Origin of the sequence: Streptomyces sp. NPDC008092 (genome assembly GCF_042957285.1) — a bacterium.
Lineage (GTDB): Bacteria > Actinomycetota > Actinomycetes > Streptomycetales > Streptomycetaceae > Streptomyces.
This window is the reverse complement of the sequence record NZ_JBIBHY010000033.1, coordinates 1-19,296: the sequence shown is the minus strand read 5'-3', so window position 1 is coordinate 19,296 and position 19,296 is coordinate 1. Positions and strand designations below refer to the sequence as shown.

General features: G+C 68.0%; 14 protein-coding genes and 1 pseudogene. 8 read left to right on the top strand and 7 right to left on the bottom strand.

Going from position 1 to position 19,296, the window contains the following annotated elements; all coding sequences use genetic code 11:
• Positions 1-30 precede the first annotated feature (30 nt).
• Positions 31-1,194 (top strand): acyl-CoA dehydrogenase family protein, encoded by a 1,164-nt coding sequence (locus ACFZB3_RS49675; protein WP_391390456.1) that lies wholly within the window; start codon positions 31-33, stop codon positions 1,192-1,194.
• 80 nt (positions 1,195-1,274) lie between these two features.
• On the opposite strand, the gene ACFZB3_RS49670 is transcribed toward ACFZB3_RS49675, so the two are convergent.
• The 5 genes and pseudogenes from ACFZB3_RS49670 to ACFZB3_RS49650 all read right to left on the bottom strand — a co-directional run bounded on the left by ACFZB3_RS49670 (position 1,275) and on the right by ACFZB3_RS49650 (position 5,531).
• Positions 1,275-2,186: a molybdopterin cofactor-binding domain-containing protein gene (locus ACFZB3_RS49670; protein WP_391390454.1), complete on the bottom strand. Its 912-nt coding sequence runs from the start codon at positions 2,184-2,186 to the stop codon at positions 1,275-1,277.
• Between the two features lie 191 nt (positions 2,187-2,377).
• Positions 2,378-3,313, bottom strand: a pseudogene (locus ACFZB3_RS49665) (xanthine dehydrogenase family protein molybdopterin-binding subunit); the annotation flags it as partial.
• Entirely contained in the window at positions 3,304-4,179 is an 876-nt protein-coding gene (locus tag ACFZB3_RS49660) for an FAD binding domain-containing protein (RefSeq protein ID WP_391390452.1), read from the bottom strand. The pseudogene ACFZB3_RS49665 and the gene ACFZB3_RS49660, both read right to left, overlap by 10 nt.
• Positions 4,166-4,636 (bottom strand): 2Fe-2S iron-sulfur cluster-binding protein, encoded by a 471-nt coding sequence (locus ACFZB3_RS49655; RefSeq protein ID WP_391390450.1) that lies wholly within the window; start codon positions 4,634-4,636, stop codon positions 4,166-4,168. The genes ACFZB3_RS49660 and ACFZB3_RS49655 overlap by 14 nt, the downstream gene beginning before the upstream one ends.
• Positions 4,637-4,718: 82 nt before the next feature.
• Positions 4,719-5,531: an SDR family NAD(P)-dependent oxidoreductase gene (locus tag ACFZB3_RS49650; RefSeq protein WP_391390448.1), complete on the bottom strand. Its 813-nt coding sequence runs from the start codon at positions 5,529-5,531 to the stop codon at positions 4,719-4,721.
• Between the two features lie 200 nt (positions 5,532-5,731).
• Between ACFZB3_RS49650 and ACFZB3_RS49645 the strand changes: the two genes are divergently transcribed.
• The 5 genes from ACFZB3_RS49645 (at position 5,732) to ACFZB3_RS49625 (ending at position 11,987) form a co-directional block, all read left to right on the top strand.
• Positions 5,732-6,499: an IclR family transcriptional regulator C-terminal domain-containing protein gene (locus tag ACFZB3_RS49645; RefSeq protein ID WP_391390446.1), complete on the top strand. Its 768-nt coding sequence runs from the start codon at positions 5,732-5,734 to the stop codon at positions 6,497-6,499.
• The gene (locus ACFZB3_RS49640; RefSeq protein ID WP_391390444.1) at positions 6,499-7,725 is read left to right on the top strand and encodes a CoA transferase; all 1,227 of its coding nucleotides are present in this window, start codon (positions 6,499-6,501) and stop codon (positions 7,723-7,725) included. Before ACFZB3_RS49645 ends, ACFZB3_RS49640 begins: the two co-directional genes overlap by 1 nt.
• Before the next feature lie 268 nt (positions 7,726-7,993).
• Positions 7,994-9,118: a hypothetical protein gene (locus ACFZB3_RS49635; RefSeq protein ID WP_391390442.1), complete on the top strand. Its 1,125-nt coding sequence runs from the start codon at positions 7,994-7,996 to the stop codon at positions 9,116-9,118.
• The gene (locus tag ACFZB3_RS49630) at positions 9,115-9,906 is read left to right on the top strand and encodes an enoyl-CoA hydratase-related protein (RefSeq protein WP_391390440.1); all 792 of its coding nucleotides are present in this window, start codon (positions 9,115-9,117) and stop codon (positions 9,904-9,906) included. Before ACFZB3_RS49635 ends, ACFZB3_RS49630 begins: the two co-directional genes overlap by 4 nt.
• On the top strand, positions 9,891-11,987 hold the full coding sequence (locus ACFZB3_RS49625) for an acetate--CoA ligase family protein (protein ID WP_391390438.1): 2,097 nt from the start codon (positions 9,891-9,893) through the stop codon (positions 11,985-11,987). The genes ACFZB3_RS49630 and ACFZB3_RS49625 overlap by 16 nt, the downstream gene beginning before the upstream one ends.
• A 162-nt stretch (positions 11,988-12,149) precedes the next feature.
• Here ACFZB3_RS49625 and ACFZB3_RS49620 read toward each other — a convergent pair whose 3' ends face one another.
• Positions 12,150-12,785 (bottom strand): TetR family transcriptional regulator, encoded by a 636-nt coding sequence (locus ACFZB3_RS49620; protein WP_391390436.1) that lies wholly within the window; start codon positions 12,783-12,785, stop codon positions 12,150-12,152.
• A gap of 281 nt (positions 12,786-13,066) precedes the next feature.
• On the opposite strand from ACFZB3_RS49620, the gene ACFZB3_RS49615 reads away from it, so the two are divergent.
• Positions 13,067-14,473 (top strand): aldehyde dehydrogenase family protein, encoded by a 1,407-nt coding sequence (locus ACFZB3_RS49615; RefSeq protein WP_391390434.1) that lies wholly within the window; start codon positions 13,067-13,069, stop codon positions 14,471-14,473.
• 837 nt (positions 14,474-15,310) lie between these two features.
• Positions 15,311-17,731 carry an NACHT domain-containing protein gene (locus tag ACFZB3_RS49610; protein WP_391390432.1) on the top strand — a complete coding sequence of 807 codons (2,421 nt, stop codon included), beginning with the start codon at positions 15,311-15,313 and terminating at the stop codon, positions 17,729-17,731.
• Positions 17,732-18,324: 593 nt separating this feature from the next.
• On the opposite strand, the gene ACFZB3_RS49605 is transcribed toward ACFZB3_RS49610, so the two are convergent.
• Positions 18,325-19,173, bottom strand: a complete 849-nt coding sequence (locus ACFZB3_RS49605) for an alpha/beta fold hydrolase (RefSeq protein WP_391390431.1) — start codon at positions 19,171-19,173, stop codon at positions 18,325-18,327.
• Positions 19,174-19,296 lie beyond the last annotated feature (123 nt).

The following is a 19,296-nucleotide window of genomic DNA, read 5'->3' as shown; positions in this document are numbered from 1 at the left end:
GACGGAGCAGCCTGAAAAGGAGAAACCGCTGTGCAGCGCAAGCTCTATGAACAGGATCACGAGGACTTCCGGGACATCGTCCGGGAGTTCGTCACCCGTGAGGCCACTCCGCACCTGCGGCGCTGGGAGGACCAGCACCTGATCGACCGGACGGTGTGGGCCGCAGCCGGCAAGCAGGGGCTGCTGGGACTTGGCGCCCCCGAGGACCTGGGGGGTGGGGGGCAACCGGACTTTCGCTACCGCGCCGTCGTGATGGAGGAGTTCGCCCGCGTGGGTGCCGCGTCGCTGCACTCCGGCTTCGCGGTACAGGACGACGTCGTCCTGCCGTATCTCCTTGATCTCGGCACCGAGGAACAGAAGCACCGGTGGGTGCCGGGGATGTGCTCGGGTGAAACGATCGCCGCGATCGCCATGACCGAGCCCGGTGCGGGCAGCGACCTGCAGGGCATCCGCGCCACCGCGGTCCGGGACGGTGGCGGGTGGGTGATCGACGGCGTCAAGACGTTCATCACCAACGGCATCCACGCCGACCTGGTCATCGTCCTGGCCCGTACTGACCCCGCCGCCGGCGCGAAGGGCATGAGCCTGTTCCTCGTCGAAAGGGAAACACCGGGCTTCTCCCGAGGCCGGAAGCTGGACAAGGTCGGGCTGCACGGGCAGGACACCGCTGAGCTTTTCTTCGACTCCTGCCGGGTACCGGCGGGAAACCTGCTCGGCACCGAAGGCCGGGGCTTCATGCACCTCATGGAACGGCTGCCGCGCGAGCGCACGTCCATCGCCGTGTTCGCGCAATGCGTCACCGAGGCGGCGCTGGAGTGGACTCGGGACTACTGCGCCGAGCGCACCGCGTTCGGAAGCCCCATCTCAGACTTCCAGCACAGCCGTTTCCTGCTCGCCGAGCTGGTCACCGAGGCGGAGGTCACCCGGGCGTATGTCGATCGGTGCATCGAAGCGCTGAGCGAGGAATCGCTGTCGGCGGTCGATGCGGCCAAGGCGAAGTGGTGGGCGACCGAACTGCAGGCCAAGGTCGTGGACCGGTGCGTCCAGCTGCATGGCGGCTACGGCTACATGCTGGAGTACCCGATTGCCCGTGCCTTTCTCGACACCCGCATCCAGACCATCTTCGGAGGGACGACCGAGATCATGAAGGAGATCATCGGGCGTGACCTCTATGCGGGCAAGCGCTCGCGTTGAGACCCGGCCCGCCGTCCGGCGGGGCACCGCCCGGTGGCCGCCGGTTCCACCGGCCGGCAAGTCCACTGGCCGAACCGGCGTCAGTCCAGCAGGTCCTCGATCACGATCGGGATGTGCCGCACCCGGATGCCGGTGGCGTTGTGGACCGCGTTGGCGACCGCCGCCGCCATACCGACCGTGCCGATCTCGCCGATCCCGCGCGCGCCGATCGCGTTGTGCAGGGTGTCCGGGTACTCCACGAAGTACACATCCACTTCTGGGGTGTCGGCGTTGACCGGCACCAGGTACCCGGCCAGGTCGGCGTTGGCGAACCGGCCGTTGCCCTCAATCGTCAGCCCCTCGTGGAGCGCCGCCGACATGCCCCAGATCATGCCGCCCATGAGTTGGCTGCGGGCCGCCTGTGGGTTGATGATCCTTCCTGCGTCGAACACGCCGAGCATCCGCGACACGCGGATCTCCCGTGTCAGCCGGTGCACCCGGACCTCGCAGAACTGGGCGCCGAACGAGGAGAACGAGTGCTTCGACAGTTCCTCGCCCGGTGCCGACGAACCGGTCGCCGTGATCGAGTCCCGGCCCAGCTCCCGCAACAGTTCACCGAACGACATCGACCGGCCGTCGGCCGCCACTCGGCCGTCCGCGTAGGCGGCATTGAGCCCGGTGAAGGGCGCGCCGTCAGCCGTGGCGGCAACCAGCAGGTCGTCGATCACCCGACCGGCGGCTGCCACGATCGCGGTTCCGGCGCTGGCCGTCGCCGTCGACCCGCCCGACAGACCACCGACGGGGAACGTCGAGTCGCCCAGCCGCGGGACAATGCGATCTGGCGGTATGCCCAGTGATTCCCCGCCCACCAACGACAGCACCGTGAGCAGGCCGGTACCCGGGTCGGCGCCGCTGGTGGACACCACTGCCGTCTCGTCCGCGCGCAAGGTGATCTCGATGGTCGCGGGGAAACGCGACGCCGGAAACACCGCGGTGGCCGTGCCGAGGCCCACGAGCCAGTCGCCCTCGACGCGCCCCTGCGGGCGCCGTTCTGCCCAGCCGAACCGCGCTGCGCCAATCCGGTAGCAGTCGTCCAGGTGTTTGCTCGACCACTCCAGGTCGTTGCCGGCCGGCCCGTGGAGTTGTTGCGCAGGCGCAGCTCAATGGGATCCAGGTCCAACTCGACGGCAAGTTCGTCGATCACACTCTCCAGCGCGAACGATCCCGGTGCCTCGCCGGGCGCCCGCATGACGGTCGTACGCGGAATGTGCAGCGGTACGATCTTCTGGCTGATCTCGATGTTCGGCACCGCGTAGGACGCCAGCGATCCGCGCGACGTCGGCTCGACGAACGAGCGGTCGATCGACGTGCTGCACCACGAGTTGTGGCGCAGAGCGACCAGCGCACCGTCTCGCTGCGCGCCCACCGTGATCCGCTGCACGGTCGACGCGCGACCCGCTGTCGCCGTGAACATCTGTTCCCTGGTCAGCGCGGCCTTGATCGGGCGGTTCAGTACCCGGGCCGCGGCGGCCGCCAGGAAGGCCGGGGCCGACGTTCGGGCCTTCCCGCCGAACGCACCGCCGACGAAGGGGCTCACCGCACGAACCCGGTCGGCGGCCATGCCCAGCGCGGTGGCCAGTTCACCGGCCTGGAGGCTGGCACTCTGGTTTCCGCTGTAGACGGTCAAGCAGCCGTTCTCCCACACGGCGACGGCTGAGTGCGGCTCCATCTGCGCATGGTGCTGGGGAGCTGTGGCGTACGTCGCGTCGACCACGACCGGGCTGTCCCCCAGGGCACCCTCGATGGACTCGACGGCGGGCGCCAGCACGGTCATCGTCGACGGGCGGCCGCCGCGTCGCTCCGGCTCGTCCTCGGCGTCGGCCAGTCCGTCGGCCAGCGACGTCCGTGCCGGGCGCTCGTCGTACCTCACGTCGACGAGCATCGCCGCGTCCCTGGCCTGCTCGAACGTCTCGGCGACGACGAACCCGATCGGCTGACCGTAGAACGTGACGGACCGGTCCTGCAGCGGCACCCATGTGTCGCCGTACCCCGGAATCGTGGGGGTCGTCAGTTCGAACGGGGCGAACGGCGAGTACACGCCGACCACCCCGGGCGAGGCCTTGGCCGCCGTCACGTCCATGGCCTCGATCTCGCCGTGCGCGATCGTGCTAAGGACGACTCGTGCACCGGCGCCCCGCGCAACGCGGCCTCCACGGAAGGCAGTCGCCATGGCACGGTGGCCACGCCGCCGACCGCGACCCGGGCCTCCACGACCCGGGAGTCGCGCACGTCCATCGCAACGGCCGCGGAACACAACGCGAACTCGTACGACTGCCTATCCCGCACCTTTATGTACGTGGAGTTCACGGCCCAGTCCAGCCGTGGCACGACCACCTCGGTGACCAATTCGCCAGGCCGCAGGTCGTGTTCTACCGCCGGTGTGGTGCCGGGCGTGCGGTAGAAGTCGGCCAGCCGCACCGTCCGCTCACCGGCCGCGCCGACCAGCCGGACCTCCGCGTCCAGACAGACGAGGGCGACGGCGAGATCACTGGCGTGCGTCGCGACGCAGTGGTCGCTGGTCCCGAGGATCGCGTGCATCCGGTTGGCACCCGTGATCGCCGGGCAGCCGCTTCCCGGTTCCCGCTTGCCACAGGGCACCGCGACGTCCCGGAAGTACGTGCACCGGGTGCGCTGCAACAGGTTCCCGCCGATGCTGGCCATGTTCCGCAGCTGCTGCAACGCGCTGGCCAGCAACGCCCGGCCGATCACGGGGTACACGGCGGGATGCCGGGCGACATCGCTCATCCGCTCCAGCGCGCCGATCCGCAGGCCGTCCGATGCGTCGATGCCGCGCAACGGCAGCCCGTTGATGTCCAGGACGTGCCCCGGCTTCATCACGTCGAGCTTCATCAGGTCGACCAGCGTCGTCCCGCCGGCCAGGTACGCGCCGCGCGCTGCGACGGCTTCGGCGACGCTCGCCGGAGCGGTGAGCTCAAACGGCCGCATCCGACCGCCCTGCGCGCGTCGATGCCGCTGCGTGTTCCATGGCCGCGACGATGTTGGGATAGGCCGAGCAGCGGCAGATGTTGCCCGACATGAACTCCCGGACATCTGCGACGCCCTGCTCGACTGCCGCCACTGCCGACATGATCTGCCCCGGCGTGCAGAAGCCGCACTGCAGCGCGTCCTGGTCGACGAACGCCCGCTGCACGGGGTGCAGTTCGTCGCCGTCCGAGAGCCCTTCCACGGTCGTGACCGGCTCGCGCACGGTGGCCGCCAGCGTCAGGCACGACAGCACGGTCCGTCCGCCGACGTGGACTGTGCAGGCGCCGCACTGGCCGCGGTCACAGCCCTTCTTGGGGCCCGTGATGTCGAGGCGTTCGCGAAGCGCGTCCAGGAGGGTCACGCGGGAGTCGAGACTCAACCGCGCGGTCCTGCCGTTGACTTCGAGTGAGATGTCCACGAGATCTCTTTCCGCAGAACCGAAACGGGTAGGTCCCGCGCCTCATCGCGGGACCGGCCCGGCGCTATCGCAGGCTTCGAGGTCAGCGGCCTTCGGCCAGCGCGGCGAGGACCTGGCCGTCGCGCCAGGTCTGCAGACGTGACTGGTAGAGCTTTTCGGCAGCCTCGATGGGACCGGTGCCGAAGAAGACCCGCAGGGGCGGCTGGTCCATGTCGACCAACGCGAGGATCGCGGCGCCGACATGAACCGGATCGTTGCTCGGGCGCGAGGCCGCGGCGCGCGCGTCGCGGATGGGCTGGTACTGCGGCAGGCCCTCCGGCCAGACCGCACTCGATCCGCCCCAGTCGGTGCCGTAGGCGGCGGGCTCGACGAGCGTGACCTTGATGCCGAAGCGAGCGACCTCCTGCGCGAGCGACTCGCTGAACCCTTCGAGCGCCCACTTCGAGGCGTGATAGGACCCCAGCAGCGGGAACGCGGCCACACCACCGATCGAGGAGATCTGGATGATGTGCCCGCTGCCCTGCTCACGGAGGATCGGCAGCACTGCCTGGGTCACGTGGAACGGCCCGAAGACGTTGACCTCCAACTGCTGCCGGAGTTGCTCCGGGCTGACCTCTTCGATTGCTCCGAACATGCCGTAGCCGGCGTTGTTGACGACGACGTCCAGGCCGCCGAAGGTCTCCCGCGCGGCTGCCACGGCGGCGAAGACCGCCTCCCGATCGGTGACGTCGAGCGCGAGCGGCAGGATCGCGTCCCCGTATTCGTCGACCAGGTCGCTGAGCGCCTTGACGTTTCTTGCCGTCGCCGCGACCCGGTCACCACGGCTCAGCGCGGCCTGAGTGAACTCCTTGCCGAAACCGCGCCCGGCGCCCGTGATCAACCACGTCTTGCCCACTGCGATCAGTCCCTCTCGTACCTGTGGACCCTTTGCCCCGCACAGAATGACTCAAATGACACTCAGTGTCAATGTGGCCGATCAGTGTCGGATTTACAGTGTGTGCCACCTGTCGGTACTTTGATGCCACCACGTGGTTCACCGTGGCATTGACAGCACGGCTCACCCGCAGCGCGGCGGCAGGTCAGGAGGAGCGGCTCATGCCGGACCCGATCGAAGACGGCGGAGACGGGGTACGCAGCGTCCTGCGCGCACTGGACCTGCTGTCCCTGTTCGACGAGTCGCACCAGTCCCGCACAGTGCGGGAACTCACTGACGCCAGCGGCCTGGCGAAATCCACGGTGGTCCGGCTGGTTGCCACCCTGGAACAACGCGGGCTGCTGTGGACAAAGGGCGACGGCCGGCTCGGCCCCGGCGCCGGGCTGCTGCGCTGGGCCGAACTCGCGCGTGACGCCTGGCAACTTCCGCCGCAAGCGGCGGAATACCTCCGGGCGCTGTCGGCCGACTCCGGCGGCGAATCCGCGCGCATCTACCTCCGACAGAGCACCACTCGCGTGTGCGTCGCCCAGCACGAGGGCACCCAGCCGCTGCGCCACGTGGTCCGGATCGGCGAAGCCATGCCGCTGTGGGCCGGCGCCTCCGGGCACGTGCTGCTGGCCGGTTGTTCCTCACAGGACCTGCGGCGCGCCGCGCTGGCGGCAGGGCGCGGGCCGGAAACCGAGGCGACGCTGATCGACCGAGTGCACCGCGCCCGGGCACAGGGTTGGGCCGTGAGCCACGGCGAACGCGAGGACGGCGTGTCCGGCGTCGCCGCGCCCATCACCGACACCACCGGCCGGATCGTGGCCGCCGTCGCGCTGGGCGGCCCCACCAGCCGGTTCACCGAGCAACGGATCGCGATGTTCCTCCCGGCCCTGACACGTGCCGCGACACAGCTGTCCGAACTGCGATTCCTCGGAGGCAGCTAGTGCCCGGCTCCAAGACCGACCAGGCATGGCAGCTGCTGGCCGGGATACGCGTACTGGACCTCACCAACGTCCTGGCCGGACCGTTCGCGTCCTACCAGCTCGCGTTGCTCGGCGCCGACGTCGTCAAGGTGGAGCTGCCGGGAACCGGCGATCTGGCCCGGCAACTGGGCGCGGACCAGGACCTCAACACCGACCGGCTCGGCTCCTCGTTCCTTGCCCAGAACAGCGGCAAACGGTCGGTCACGATCAACCTCAAGTCACCACGTGGACGTGAGGTACTGATGCGGGCCGCGCGAGAAGCCGACGTGATCGTCGAGAACTACCGGCCGGGCGTGCTCGATCGGCTCGGCCTCGGCTGGGAATCCCTGCACGCGGCCAGTCCTCGGCTGATCTACTGCTCGATCTCCGGCTTCGGCCAGGACGGTCCGCTGCGCGACCGGCAGGCATACGACCAGATCGTCCAAGGCCTGTCCGGGATGATGAGCGTGACCGGAACGGCCGACAGCGGCCCCCTGCGCGCCGGCTACCCGGTGGCCGACACCCTCGGCGGCATGGCTGCCGCGTTCGCGGTCGCGTCGGCGCTGGTCCAACGCGATCGGACCGGCACGGGAATCCGGCTGGACGTGTCCATGCTCGAAGCGGCGCTCACCGCCATGGGTTGGGTGGTGTCCAACTATCTGATCGCGGGCCAGGAACCAGTACCGATGGGCAACGACAACTTCACGGCCGCACCGTCCGGCGCCTTCGCGACTGCCGACGGCATACTGAACATCGCGGCCAACGAGCAGCGGCAGTTCGCCGCGCTGTGCCGTGTTCTCGACCGGCCGGAACTTGCCGAGGACCCACGCTTCGCCGAGCGCTCGATCCGTAAGGAACATCGTGCGGAGCTGACTCTGGAGCTGGAGAAGGCACTCGCCCGCCGATCGGCGCGGGACTGGGAATCGCTGCTTGCCGAGGCCGGGGTCCCGTGCGCGCGGGTGCTGACCGTCCCCCAAGCGCTGGCACACGAACAGATCGCCGCCCGCGGCTTCATACATCCGCTCGACTTCCCCGGCCGACCGGCCCGGGAACTGCACGTGCTCGGCAGTCCGGTGCACGTCGCGGGAACGGCTCCTGGACCGGCCGCACCGCCGCCTCTGCTCGGAGAACACACCGACGAACTGCTCGGCGAACTCGGCTACGACACCGCGGCCATCGCCGCACTGCGGGAGGAAGGAGCGGTATGAACACTCGGACCTTCGTCCACCGTCAAGGAGAGCGACAGCCGGCCCGCTGACCGTCGGCGCACGTCAAAGCCCACTCCCCCGGCCATCGCCTACCGTCCTCGCCCGGAGGGCGTATCATCAAAGTTAGCTGGTTGACTACAAACTTTTTGGAGTGTACCTCTGTGAGAGTGACCTTGCCGCTCTCGACGACCCGAGTCACACGGCGGAGCCGACGGTCCCGCCGGCCGCCAACGGCCACCAGAACCCGAGCACGACAAGGAGCTGTGGCATGAGCCTGCCCGGAGTCCACTTGCGCGAGGAGGTCATGCGCGAGGGAATGCAGATCGAGTCGGTGGAGATCACCACGGCCGACAAGGTCCGGCTGCTCGACGCGCTCTCGGAGACCGGCCTCTCCAGCATCAACGTCGGTTCGTTCGTGAGCCCTCGCTACACCCCGCAGATGAGGGCGGTCGACGAAGTGGTCCGGGAGTTCACTCCACGACCGGGCGTCGAATACACCTACCTCGCGATGAACCCCCGCGGCTTCGAGCGAGCTGCAGAGTTCCCTGTCCTCAGCCGGACGCCCTTCCCGCCACTGCTTGTCTGCCACCTCTGCGACACGTTCGTCAGACGCAACTCCAACCGCTCCCAGGCCGACGAGATCGCCGCGTGGACGGGAATCGCGGACCGCGCGCAGACGCTCGGCGCCCGGTCCGGAGGGATCGGCATCAACGCCGCCTGGGGATCCAACTTCGAGGGCCACTTCGACTTGGACGAGCGGCTCGCCATGCTGACCCGCGCCCACCGGATCTGGGCGGAGCGGGGTATTCCGGTCACGTTCGTGATGCTCGGTGATCCGATGAGCTGGAACACACCGGCGGAGACAAGCGCGACACTGGCGGCGGTGCTCGAGCGCTGGCCCGGCATCCGCCAGGTCTACCTGCACCTGCACGACGCGCGTGGCATGGCGCTCGCCTCGATCTACGCCGCGGTGACCGTCGTCGGCGACCGCGACCTGTACCTCGACACGACGGCAGGCGGTATCGGCGGCTGCCCCTACTGCGGCAACGGCCGGGCGACGGGCATGGCGGCCACCGAGGACGTCGTACACATGCTTGAAGGCATGGGCATCGACACCGGCGTCGATCTCGACAAGCTGCTCGCGGCCGTATGGCTGCTCGAGGAGATCATCGGGCGGCCGGTGCCGGGACGTCTCGCGCACGCGGGGCCGCGCCCATCGCCGGACCGGCTCTACGACCCCAACCTGCCGCTGGTGGAGACCTTCGACCAGGTCGGCCATTGGCGCTTCGGTGACGCTGTCTTCACCGCACCCCACCGGCCCTGGCGCGAACCGATCCCTGATCCCCGTCCTGTGGAGCGGCGGCGTCACATCGACACGGAGGTGCGGCCATGACGACGGTGGAAGCCGACACGGTGCTCCTCGAAGAGACGAGTGGCCACGTGCGCCTGTTGACGCTGAACCGGCCGGAACGGCGCAACGCCTTTGACAGGGAGCTCTCCGCCCGCCTGGCGCAGGCCATAGCTGCTGCCGAGGCGGACCCCGACGTGTGGGTCGTCGTCGTGACCGGCAGTGGAAGCGCGTTCTGCGCCGGCGCCGATCTCAAGGCGATGGCCGCTCAGGACGGGGGCAAGGCGCGTCAGCTTCGCCCACCGATCGCGGTCCACCGCGGAATTTTCGAGTTGATGACTCAGATGCAGACACCTGTCATCGCCGCGATCAACGGCCCCGCCGTTGCCGGCGGCCTCGAACTGGCGCTGGCATGCGACCTGCGGGTCGCCGCCGAGGACACGCATTTCGGGCTCCCCGAGGCCAAGCGAGGCATGGGAGCGGCGTTCGGCACAGTGGTGCTGCCCCGCCTGATCCCGCCCGCCATCGCGATGGAGTTGCTGTTCACCGGCCGCTCGATGAGCGCCGAAGAAGCCTGGCGTCTTGGTCTCGTCAACCGGATCGTCCCCACCGGCCAGGTGCTTGCGGCAGCGATGGAGCTCGCCGACACGATCGCCGCGAACGCCCCACTGACGGTGCGGCGCATGAAGGCCAACGTGTACGGCACTTCCGGCCTGCCGCTGCAGGCCGCGCTTCAGTTGAACCTCGGCCCGGACCCCTACGCGAGCGAGGATCGCGTCGAGGGCGTCCGGGCGTTCGTGGAGAAGAGGGAACCACGATGGCAGAACCGATGACCAGGGCGACGCTGGACGCTCTGTTCCAGCCGCGTTCCGTTGCCCTGATCGGGGCGAGTTCGTCGCCGGGCAAGATCGGTTATCGGATCGTCGACAACCTGATCGACAACGGGTACGCGGGACAGGTCTACCCCGTGAACCGCCGCGGCGGCGAAGTTCGCGGTCTGCCCGTCTATCCGGACGTCGCGTCATTGCCCGGGCCGGCCGATGTGGCCTACGTGCTGGTGCCGGCCGACGCTGCCGTGGAAGCGGTGCGGGAACTGGCCAAGGCCGGTACCAAGGTGGCGATCGTATCGGCAGCCGGATTCGGCGAGACCGGCACGGAAACGGGGCGGGCGCGGGAGTCTGCGCTGACCCAGGTGGCCGCGGAGACCGGGATGCGGATCGTCGGTCCCAACTGCAACGGGATCTACAGCGCGGCACACGACGTGTCGATCGGCTTCAATACGGCTCACGGCATCCGGCACGAACGTGGCGGCGTGACCGTCCTCTCGCACAGTGGTGCGTTGTTCTCCACCGTCATGCTGCTCGCCCGCGAGCAGGGGATGGGGTTGTCATCGTTCGTCTCGGTGGGCAACGAATGCGACCTCAATATGCTGGACTACCTCGAGTACTTCGCCGAGGACGAGGCGACCACGTGCCTGGCGCTGGTCATCGACTCGATCCACGACGGCGAGCGGTTCGCCCGCGCGGTGGCCGGCGCCAAGGCACGGGGTAAGTCGGTGCTCGCGCTCAAGCTCGGCACCTCCGAAGTCGGTGCGTCCGCAGCCGTCGCGCACTCGAGTCGCATGGCGGGCAGCGCCGTGGCCTACGCGGCGTTCCTCGCCCACCACGGCGTAGGCACGGTGGACACCATCGAGCAGTTGGTGGCGGCCGCGGTCCTGGCCGAGGGAAAGCCGAGGCTACCGGCCAAACCACGAATCGGGGTGACCACGATGTCCGGTGGCGCGGGCACGATGGTGGCGGACGCCGCGAGCCGCCGCGCCATCGAACTGCCTCCGCTGTCGCCCGACACGCATCGGAAGGTCGATGAGCGAGCGCCGGGCGGCCACATCGAGAACCCGGTCGACCACGGCACGCTCCAGGGGCTCCTGGGCGTCGGCGCGACGCTGAGACTGGTCGCAGCGGACACCGGCATCGACGTGGTGCTCCACTACTACCACCCGATGATCACGGACGACCAGCGTGCGGGATTCGCAGGCAAGTTGGTGGAGAGCAAGCGTGTCAGTGACAAGCCGCACCTGTTGCTGGCCCCCGGGGGGATCAGTCCCGCCGAACGCGCTCTCTACGCCGCGTCCGGCATTCCGGTGCTGCGGGACACGGAAGTCTGCATGGCGGCGATCGCGGCCGTGGGCCGCGCTGCCGAGGCGGCTCCGTCCCCCACTGCCGGACCGTCTTCGACAGCCGTTCTGGACGGCGTCGCGGTCGGCCCACTCGATGACATCACCAGCACTCGGTTGCTGGTCAGGGCCGGCGTGCCGATGGCGCACATCGCCGTCAGCACGACTCCCGACGAGACGGTGAGCGCTGCTGTCGACATCGGATGGCCAGTGGTCATCAAGGGGATCGTGCCGGGAGTCGCGCACAAGTCCGATCTCGACCTCGTGGTGGTGGGTATCGACGGCGAAGACGCCGTCCGTCGCGAGGCCGGGCGACTGTTCGATCTGGGTGCTTCGGTTGTTTCGGTCCAACCCCTGGTCAAGGGTGATATCGAGGCGCTCGTGGGTGTGGTGACAGAGCCCGGGCTCGGCCGCTTCGTGGTCTTCGGCCTCGGTGGAGTTCACGCGGAGGCGATCGCCGACCTGGCCATGGTTCCCGCCGGCGCCGACGCCGGCGAGATCCTCGCGGCGCTCGCGCGAACGAAACTCGGCGCGGTGCTGCGCAGTCCTCGTTGGCGAGCGAAGCAGACGTTCGAGGCCTTCGCCGACGTGGTCGGACGGCTCGCCGCGTTCGCCCTGGGCGCCGGGCCGAGCCTGGAAGCCGTCGACATCAACCCCATGCTCATCCGGGGTGCCGAGATTGTCGGCGTCGACGCTCTGGTCGTCGTACGGCCTGCAGATCCGCCACTGGCGTCCAAGTGAAGGTCGGCAGCCCCGGCGCGTGCCGGGGCTGCCCTCACGACTCCTAACAAAAGGAGGCTTCTCGACAGGCACCTGCGTCGCCGCGCCTCCAGATGCCGTGTACCCGCCTATCCGTACAATCTCTGAATTCGATATTGCCGTTTTTCCAGAGAGGATTGACTTTCAGCCCTCGACCTGCGGCCGTGCGGCTCCGGGGGGAGGGAGGAGCGCGTCGATCAGCATGTCGACGTCTTCGAGCGCCCGCTTGATCGGAACCTCTCGCGGATCCAGCATCGCCTGGTAAGCCGCACCTCGGAGGGCACCGACGATCAGCCGAGCGACCGCCGCGCTGTCGACGTCGGGGGAAACGGTGCCGGCGGCCATGGCGGCGTTGATCGTCTTTTCAAGACCGGCACGTTGCGAGCGATGGAGTTCGCGCATGCGCTCGTTCAACAGCGGGACCGGCAGCAGGGCTTCGAACATGAGGACGTAGAGCGCCTTCATGTGCTGCGATTTGGCACGCCAACTCTTGCGCATCTCTCGGACCAGGCCATGGATCGCGTCCGCACCGGAGGTGCCCTGAAGCTCATAGGCCAGGTGGTCTTTCGACCAGTCGACCACCATACGCTCGATCAGGGCCCACAGCAGTCCTTCCTTCGATCCGAAACGCGCGGTCACGAGTCCGTGGGTGTACCCGGCACGATCGCCGATCGCGGCAAGCGTCGTGCGCTCATAGCCGCGTTCCGCGACGAGATTGGCGGCCGCGTCCAGGAGCTTGCCGGTCGACACCGCAGCGCGCTCCTGCTTGGTCTCCGGCATCCGTCGGGTGACTGCCAATGCGCTTCCTCTCTGCGGCGGGACGGCCGAACTGATCGTTCCCCCTGGTGACGAACCGATTCTATCAAGGGAAAAAAGTTGATTGCCAACTATAATATTTCTGCCTAGAGTCGGGTACATGCCGCCGAGCGCCGAGTGATGGCCGGCCGAACCACGTCGTGGTGGCCGAAGATCTTCAATGCAGGCCGGACGGCAGCGCACATGCGGCCAATCGGTATACCGGGGCTACCGATCCGTTCCGACGAGTCGATCGAGGACGTGGAATGAAGCGTTATGAGCACTGGATCGGCGGACACCCGCACATACCAGCCGCCGGCGAATACCTCACTTCACACGCACCTGCCTCGGACACCGCGGTATGCGAGATCGCGGCGGGTTCCGCCGAGGACGTGGCCGCCGCTGTCGAGGCAGCCAGGCAGGCAGCTGCCGGCTGGAAGAACCGCAAGCCCGGCGAGCGCGGCCGGATCCTGGCCGCGATCGGCGCCGGAATCCGCGCGCAGGCCGAGTCCCTCGCCTCACTGGAGACCGCGGAGTCCGGAAAGCCTGCCTGGCAGGCGCCGCGTGAGGTGGAAGGAGCTGCCGCCTACTTCGACTTCTACGCGGGGCTGGCGAACATCCCCGGCGGCGATGTCATCGACCTGGGACCCGGTATCCATGGGTACACGCTGCGCGAGCCCTTCGGAGTCGTCGGCGTGATCACCCCGTGGAACGTGCCTTTGAACCAGGCGGCCCGCGCCATCGCTCCGGCTCTCATGGCCGGCAACACCGTGGTGGCGAAGCCGGCGGAGGTCACCTCGGCCACCACGTTGGAGTTGGCCCGCATCGCCACGGTGGCGGGTTTGCCCGACGGCGTTCTCAACGTCGTCACCGGGACCGGCCGGGCATCGGGCGCCGCGCTCGTCGCACATCCCGACGTGCGCAAGGTGGCCTTCACCGGATCGGTCCGGGCGGGGCGCGAGATCGGCAAGATCGCCGCTGAACGAATCCTCCCCTTGACGCTGGAACTAGGCGGGAAGTCCGCGAACATCGTCTTCGCGGACGCCGACCTCCAAGCCGCTGTCCGCGGGTCGATCATGGCCTTCGTGGGGAACGCCGGGCAGGTGTGCACGGCGGGTACGCGACTGCTGGTCGCTGACCAGATCCACGATGCCTTCGTCGCCGGGTTGCTGAAGGCTCTCCCCGATCTGGTCAAGCCGGGGAAGACCTATGGCCACCTGACCACGGAGGACCAGTACAACAAGGTGCTCTCGTACTTCGAGGTGGCTCACCAGGACGGGGCGGTCCTCGCCATCGGCGGCCGCCCGGTCGGCGAGGGCTGGCTGGTCGAGCCGACCGTCTACACCGAAGTCACCAACGACATGCGCATCGCCCGCGAAGAGGTGTTCGGGCCGGTGCTTGCTGTTCTCAGGTTCTCCTCCGAGGAGGAGGCTGTCCGGATTGCCAACGACAGCGACTACGGACTGGCTGCCGGCCTGTGGACGTCCGACCTCGGCCGCGCCCATCGGGTTGCCGCACAACTCGAGGCGGGTCAGGTCTACGTCAACGGGTGGCAGGCCGGACTCGTCGAGGGACCCTTCGGCGGATACAAGACCAGCGGCTACGGTCGCGAGAAGGGCCTCGAGGCCTTGCACCACTACACCCAGACCAAGTTCGTGTCGGTGAAGTTGTGAGCGGCGCGGGACGCGCTTCGTCGCGGGACTGAGCCCCTCCGGCGACAGAAAAAACGGACAGCCAAGAGCGAGCCTTAGGCGCCGGCATCGCCGGTCACAAGTCGCGTGCCGATGTCGTCCTGGCGCGGTTCCCTTGAAGTGACGTCGAGCCCACGCGAAATCGTTGGCAGCATGCTGCTGAGAGGAACGAGGTTCCGGCAACGGGAGAGCCATGCTGGCTGCTCCAGAACGTGTACTCGAACGCAGCCGTGAGCAAGACGTGTTGATCTGGCATCCGCCCGCTGGAGACGAGAAGTGCGCGGGTGACGGCGACTTCCACACTGGCAACGGCGTCACCATTTGGGCTCTGGCAGCGATCGCGGAGAGCCGTCGCAGTCCGTGACGGCGCTGCTCCGTTCCGCACCGCGAGCAGAGGTACACCCCACAGCGATTCGCCCGGACGTGACGCCCCTTCACATCACGGTGAGCCAGGGGAACCGTCGCCTCGGTGTCGGCGTCCAAGACATGAGCCACGACGAAATCGCCTGGCAGGACGCACAGTTCCGACCTGTCAGCCCCTGCCACGTTTTGCACGTGTCTTGGGGGCGGTCAGGCCGTTTACCGGGTATGGGGGAACCACACATTCGGCTGCGCCGCATCGGCCTGGTGTACCTCGTGTTGGCAGTTGCTGGGGTAGCTGGCGCGCTGTGGCTGGCGTACTTGTTCAAGCTCCCCGTCCCGGCGACGGCGGTAGCGCTGCTTCCCACAGCGGCAGGGTTGTATCTGTCTTGGGCCACATTGCGTTCGAGCAGGTCGGCCCCGATGTCCCCACTCTCACCGAGCTCCCTCGCTGACCAATTGGCGGTAGCTGTGCGGCAGCAGTGGGAGATCGAAGCCGGCGTACGGGGTTTGCATGATCCCCGCCCGCTCAGAGTGACCTGGACAGCAGCGCCCGAGCCGCTGGTCGAGGAATGGGCTCAACTGACGCAGATGGCGGCGGAGCAACAGGCGGGAGCGGCTAATGTTCCGTCAACGTGGGCGGCCGCGCCAGCTGAGCTCGCAGGCAGCGGTGGGCAGATCCTTCGAGTCTTCCTGGAACAGGTGCCGACCCGGCGGTTGTTGATCCTTGGAGGGCCGGGGTCAGGGAAGACCCTGCTGCTGGTACGGCTACTGCTGGGGCTTATCGAATGCCGCGTCCCGGGGACTCCCGTGCCGGTGTTGTTCACGCTGTCGTCGTGGGATCCGGCCAAGCAGGACCTCAAAGCCTGGCTCGTGCAGCAACTGTCGCAGGACTTCGATGAGCTCGCCGTTCCGAGTACAGCCACGTTCGGCTGTCCGAGCCGCGCCGAGGATCTCCTGACGCATCGGTTGATCCTGCCGCTGTTGGACGGTTTCGACGAACTACCTGCTCGGGCCAGGGGCATGGCGCTCGACCAGATGAACAGTGTCCTGCCGCCCGGTCATCCAGTGGTCCTCGCCAGCCGCGCCACGGAATACGCTCAGGCCGCCGCTCCGGTTGCCGCGCTGCCGCGCAAGTTGGGTGGGTCGGCCGGGATCGAACTGCTCCCGCTGGATCCCGAAGAGACGGCAACTTACCTATGCCGGGACGCCGGAGGCGCGGGGACACCGGCTGCGGCCCGGTGGGACCGAGTACTGCACAGCCTGGGATCGGGCGTCGCGGTGGCCCAGGCGCTGAGCACACCGTTAATGGTCTTCCTCGCTCGGACTATCTACAATCCGCGTACGGGAGAGGCACTAGACGCGGTTCCGTGCCCCTCGGAACTACTGGACAACCCGGATCTCGACAGCCGTGCGGCTGTCGAGGCCCACCTGTTTCGGGCGTTCGTGCCCGCGGCCTACCGGCCGCACCCGCGTACACCCTCTCCATGGTCGGCTGCGGACGCGGAACGAGCGCTGCGGTGGCTTGCCCGGCATACCGAGCGCGTGAGTGCCGGGACGACCAACTTGGCCTGGTGGCAGCTGCACCGGGCCATCCCTTCATGGCTGCCACCTGTGCTCATCGGCGCCCTCGCGGCAGTTCTGGAATTCGGCGTGAGCTGGGTATCCAACCAGCTCGTCTGGCACCTGGCCTCCGGCAGTGAAGTGATCACGTGGTCATCGGCGTCCACAACCGGGATGCTCGCAGGTCTCGTTGGCGGGCTCGCGGGGCGTATGCCCGGTGGGCTGACCGGTGCTCTGATCAGCTCAGGGGAGGTGTTCGTCGTTGACCTCGTGAACAATCCGCACAGCGACTACACCCCTCCGATGTGGCATGTGCTGACCGCCGGCTCGGTCTACGGCTTCATCGGCGGCCTCATGGGGGAACTGGCCTTCACTCTGGCGGCGAGACGAGCAAGTGGTGAGCGGACGCCGCTGCGCAGCCGACGGAGATGGAATCGAGGCTTTGCCACCCTGGGTCTCGCAGTGGGTGCCGGGTACGTGTACGTCGACGTTCTGGACGACGACCACCCACAGCAGATGCTGCCCGTCGCCGTCGCACTGGCCTGCCTCTTCTGCCTCGTCGGCGGCCTTGCTGGTGGACAAAGGGTGAGAGACACGGAGGTGCCCCCAGCGACGGCCATCAGGTGGTCGTGGGACTGGGGCGGTCTTCTCATCGGACTCGGCGGGGGCGTAGCGGTCATCCTGCCGGCGTGGACCGAGGACGTATTCCATTTCGGGTTTTCCCAGGGGCTTGCGAACGCGCTGACAGGGATGACTGGAGACATCTTCCTGGGTTCGACTCCGTTTGCAGCCGGTGCCCTGTCCGTGTACTGCCTCGCGGCTGGTGTCACCTGCGGAATCAAGGCCGCAGCGGCGGACCTCACCAGCGCGCCAGGGCCGTCGGCACTCCTCGGCCACGACCAGCACACGTTCCGCAAGCTCGGCGCGGTGACTGCACTGGCCGTGGGGCTCGCCATCGGGCTCGCGTGCTGGTGCGCGGCCTTCTCCCAGAGTCAGGGCCGCCAGCTCGTATACCCGGCCAGCTTGGAGACCATTGGGTGGGCCATGACCATGCCCAAACTGCTGCGCGCCCTGGTAACAGGTGCCATGGTCGGGATCGTGGTCGGTCTCGCTGTCGCCTGGAATCAGGCTGCCTGCGGCAAGCTGGCCATCGCACGCGGCTACCTGGCCCTGCGACACCGGCTCCCATGGCGGCTGATGGCCTTCCTTGCAGATGCTCACCAGCATCGCGGGGTGCTACGGCAGGCCGGAGCCGTCTATCAGTTCCGGCACATCGAGTTGCAGCGGTATCTTGCGGCAAGCTCTCGCCAACGGTGAAGTGCGACGAATGGGCGACCGCTGCCGTCTCCAAGACGCGACGTACCGCTCTCGCTTTGGTCGATCCGAAGGGACGGCAGCGTGCCGATTCCCTTGCGATCGTCAGGGTTGCAGCGGGTCCGCGATCAAGCGGTGACCATCTCACGGGGCTTCGCGGCAAGCAGGCCGGGACTGTAGGCCCAGTAGTCGTCGACGGGTCAGGGAAGAGAGGCAACCCCCACCGAGCTGCGCTACGGCGAGCTCGATGTTCGGGTGTCCGGGTGGCACGCCGGCCCACAGCAGGTACAGCACGCCCAAGCAGTCCCTGAGGGCATGTCGACCAACCGTGTGAGGTCGGAGTACGGGACGAGGCTCGAACATGTACCGGATCGCAGCGACGATCGAGTTCCGTCAGTACGGCTCGAACACAGAGTCGCTCAGAGTCCGCTCAAGCACGGCAGAGGAGACACGGAACCGGGCATCCCGAGTATGTCCATGCTGCGCGCGACCTGTTCGACCTCGCGGGCATCGTGATCTCGTCGGATCAGTAGGTTCGGGCCGGTAGGGAGACTGCCCTGGTCCGTGGCGGCGGACCGGGGCACTCGTCGCGAGCGTCAGGCGACCGCCTCGGCGGCGTCCCGGATGAGGTCGGCGACGGCCCTGGGGTGGCTGAGCATCACGACGTGGGACGAGTCCGGCACTTCGACGACCTTGCGCGCGTTGGCGCGGCTGTACATCCAGCGCTCGCAGGCCGGCGGGATCGCCTTGTCCTGGCCGGCGACCAGCCCCCACGTCGGGATCGTCTTCCAGGCCGCGGCCGTGGTCGGGAAGGTGAAGGAATCGGCGTCGAACGGGCGCTGCGTGGCCTGCAGGACCCGGAAGTCGGCGGCGGAGATGTCGGCGGCGAAGGCCGCCTGGCCGTCCTTGCTCAGGTACAGGTCGGTGCCGGTCGTGCCGTCGGCCTTCGTGTACGGCACCGGCACGCTCACCGGCAGGACCTCGCTGCCGGGGAACTTGCCGATGAGATCCCCCTGCGTCTCGCCCACCTCGGGCACGAACGCGGCGATGTAGACCAGCGCCTTGACGTTGCTCTTCCCGGCCGCGGCATTCGTGATGACCGTGCCGCCCATGGAGTGCGCCACCAGCACGACCGGTCCGCTGATCGAGTCCAGCAGACTCGCGATGTACGGGGCGTCGGTCGGAATGCCCCGCAGCGGGTTCGACCCGCAGATCGTGGTGTAGCCCTTGTCCTGCAACCTGTGGATGGTGGCGTTCCAGCAGGACGAATCGGCGTAACCGCCGTGCACCAACACGATCGTCGGCTTCACCTTCGGTCTCTCCTTGCTGTCACCGGTCGCGGCCGCCGCGTCGGCGGTTCCTTCCGAGCCGGCTGTCAGCGCCGCCGCCCCGGCCAGCGCCGCTCCGGCGGCCAGTACCTGACGACGGGAAACCTCAGTACTCATGGGACTCCTCACGCACGTGGGTTGAGAACGAGTCTCAGAAGCTGTTGTCTTTTCGGGCGTGATCGGTGCGTTTCCGCTGGTCGGGGATAGCAGTGGTGATTCCGTGGGAGTCGTGGCCTGTCG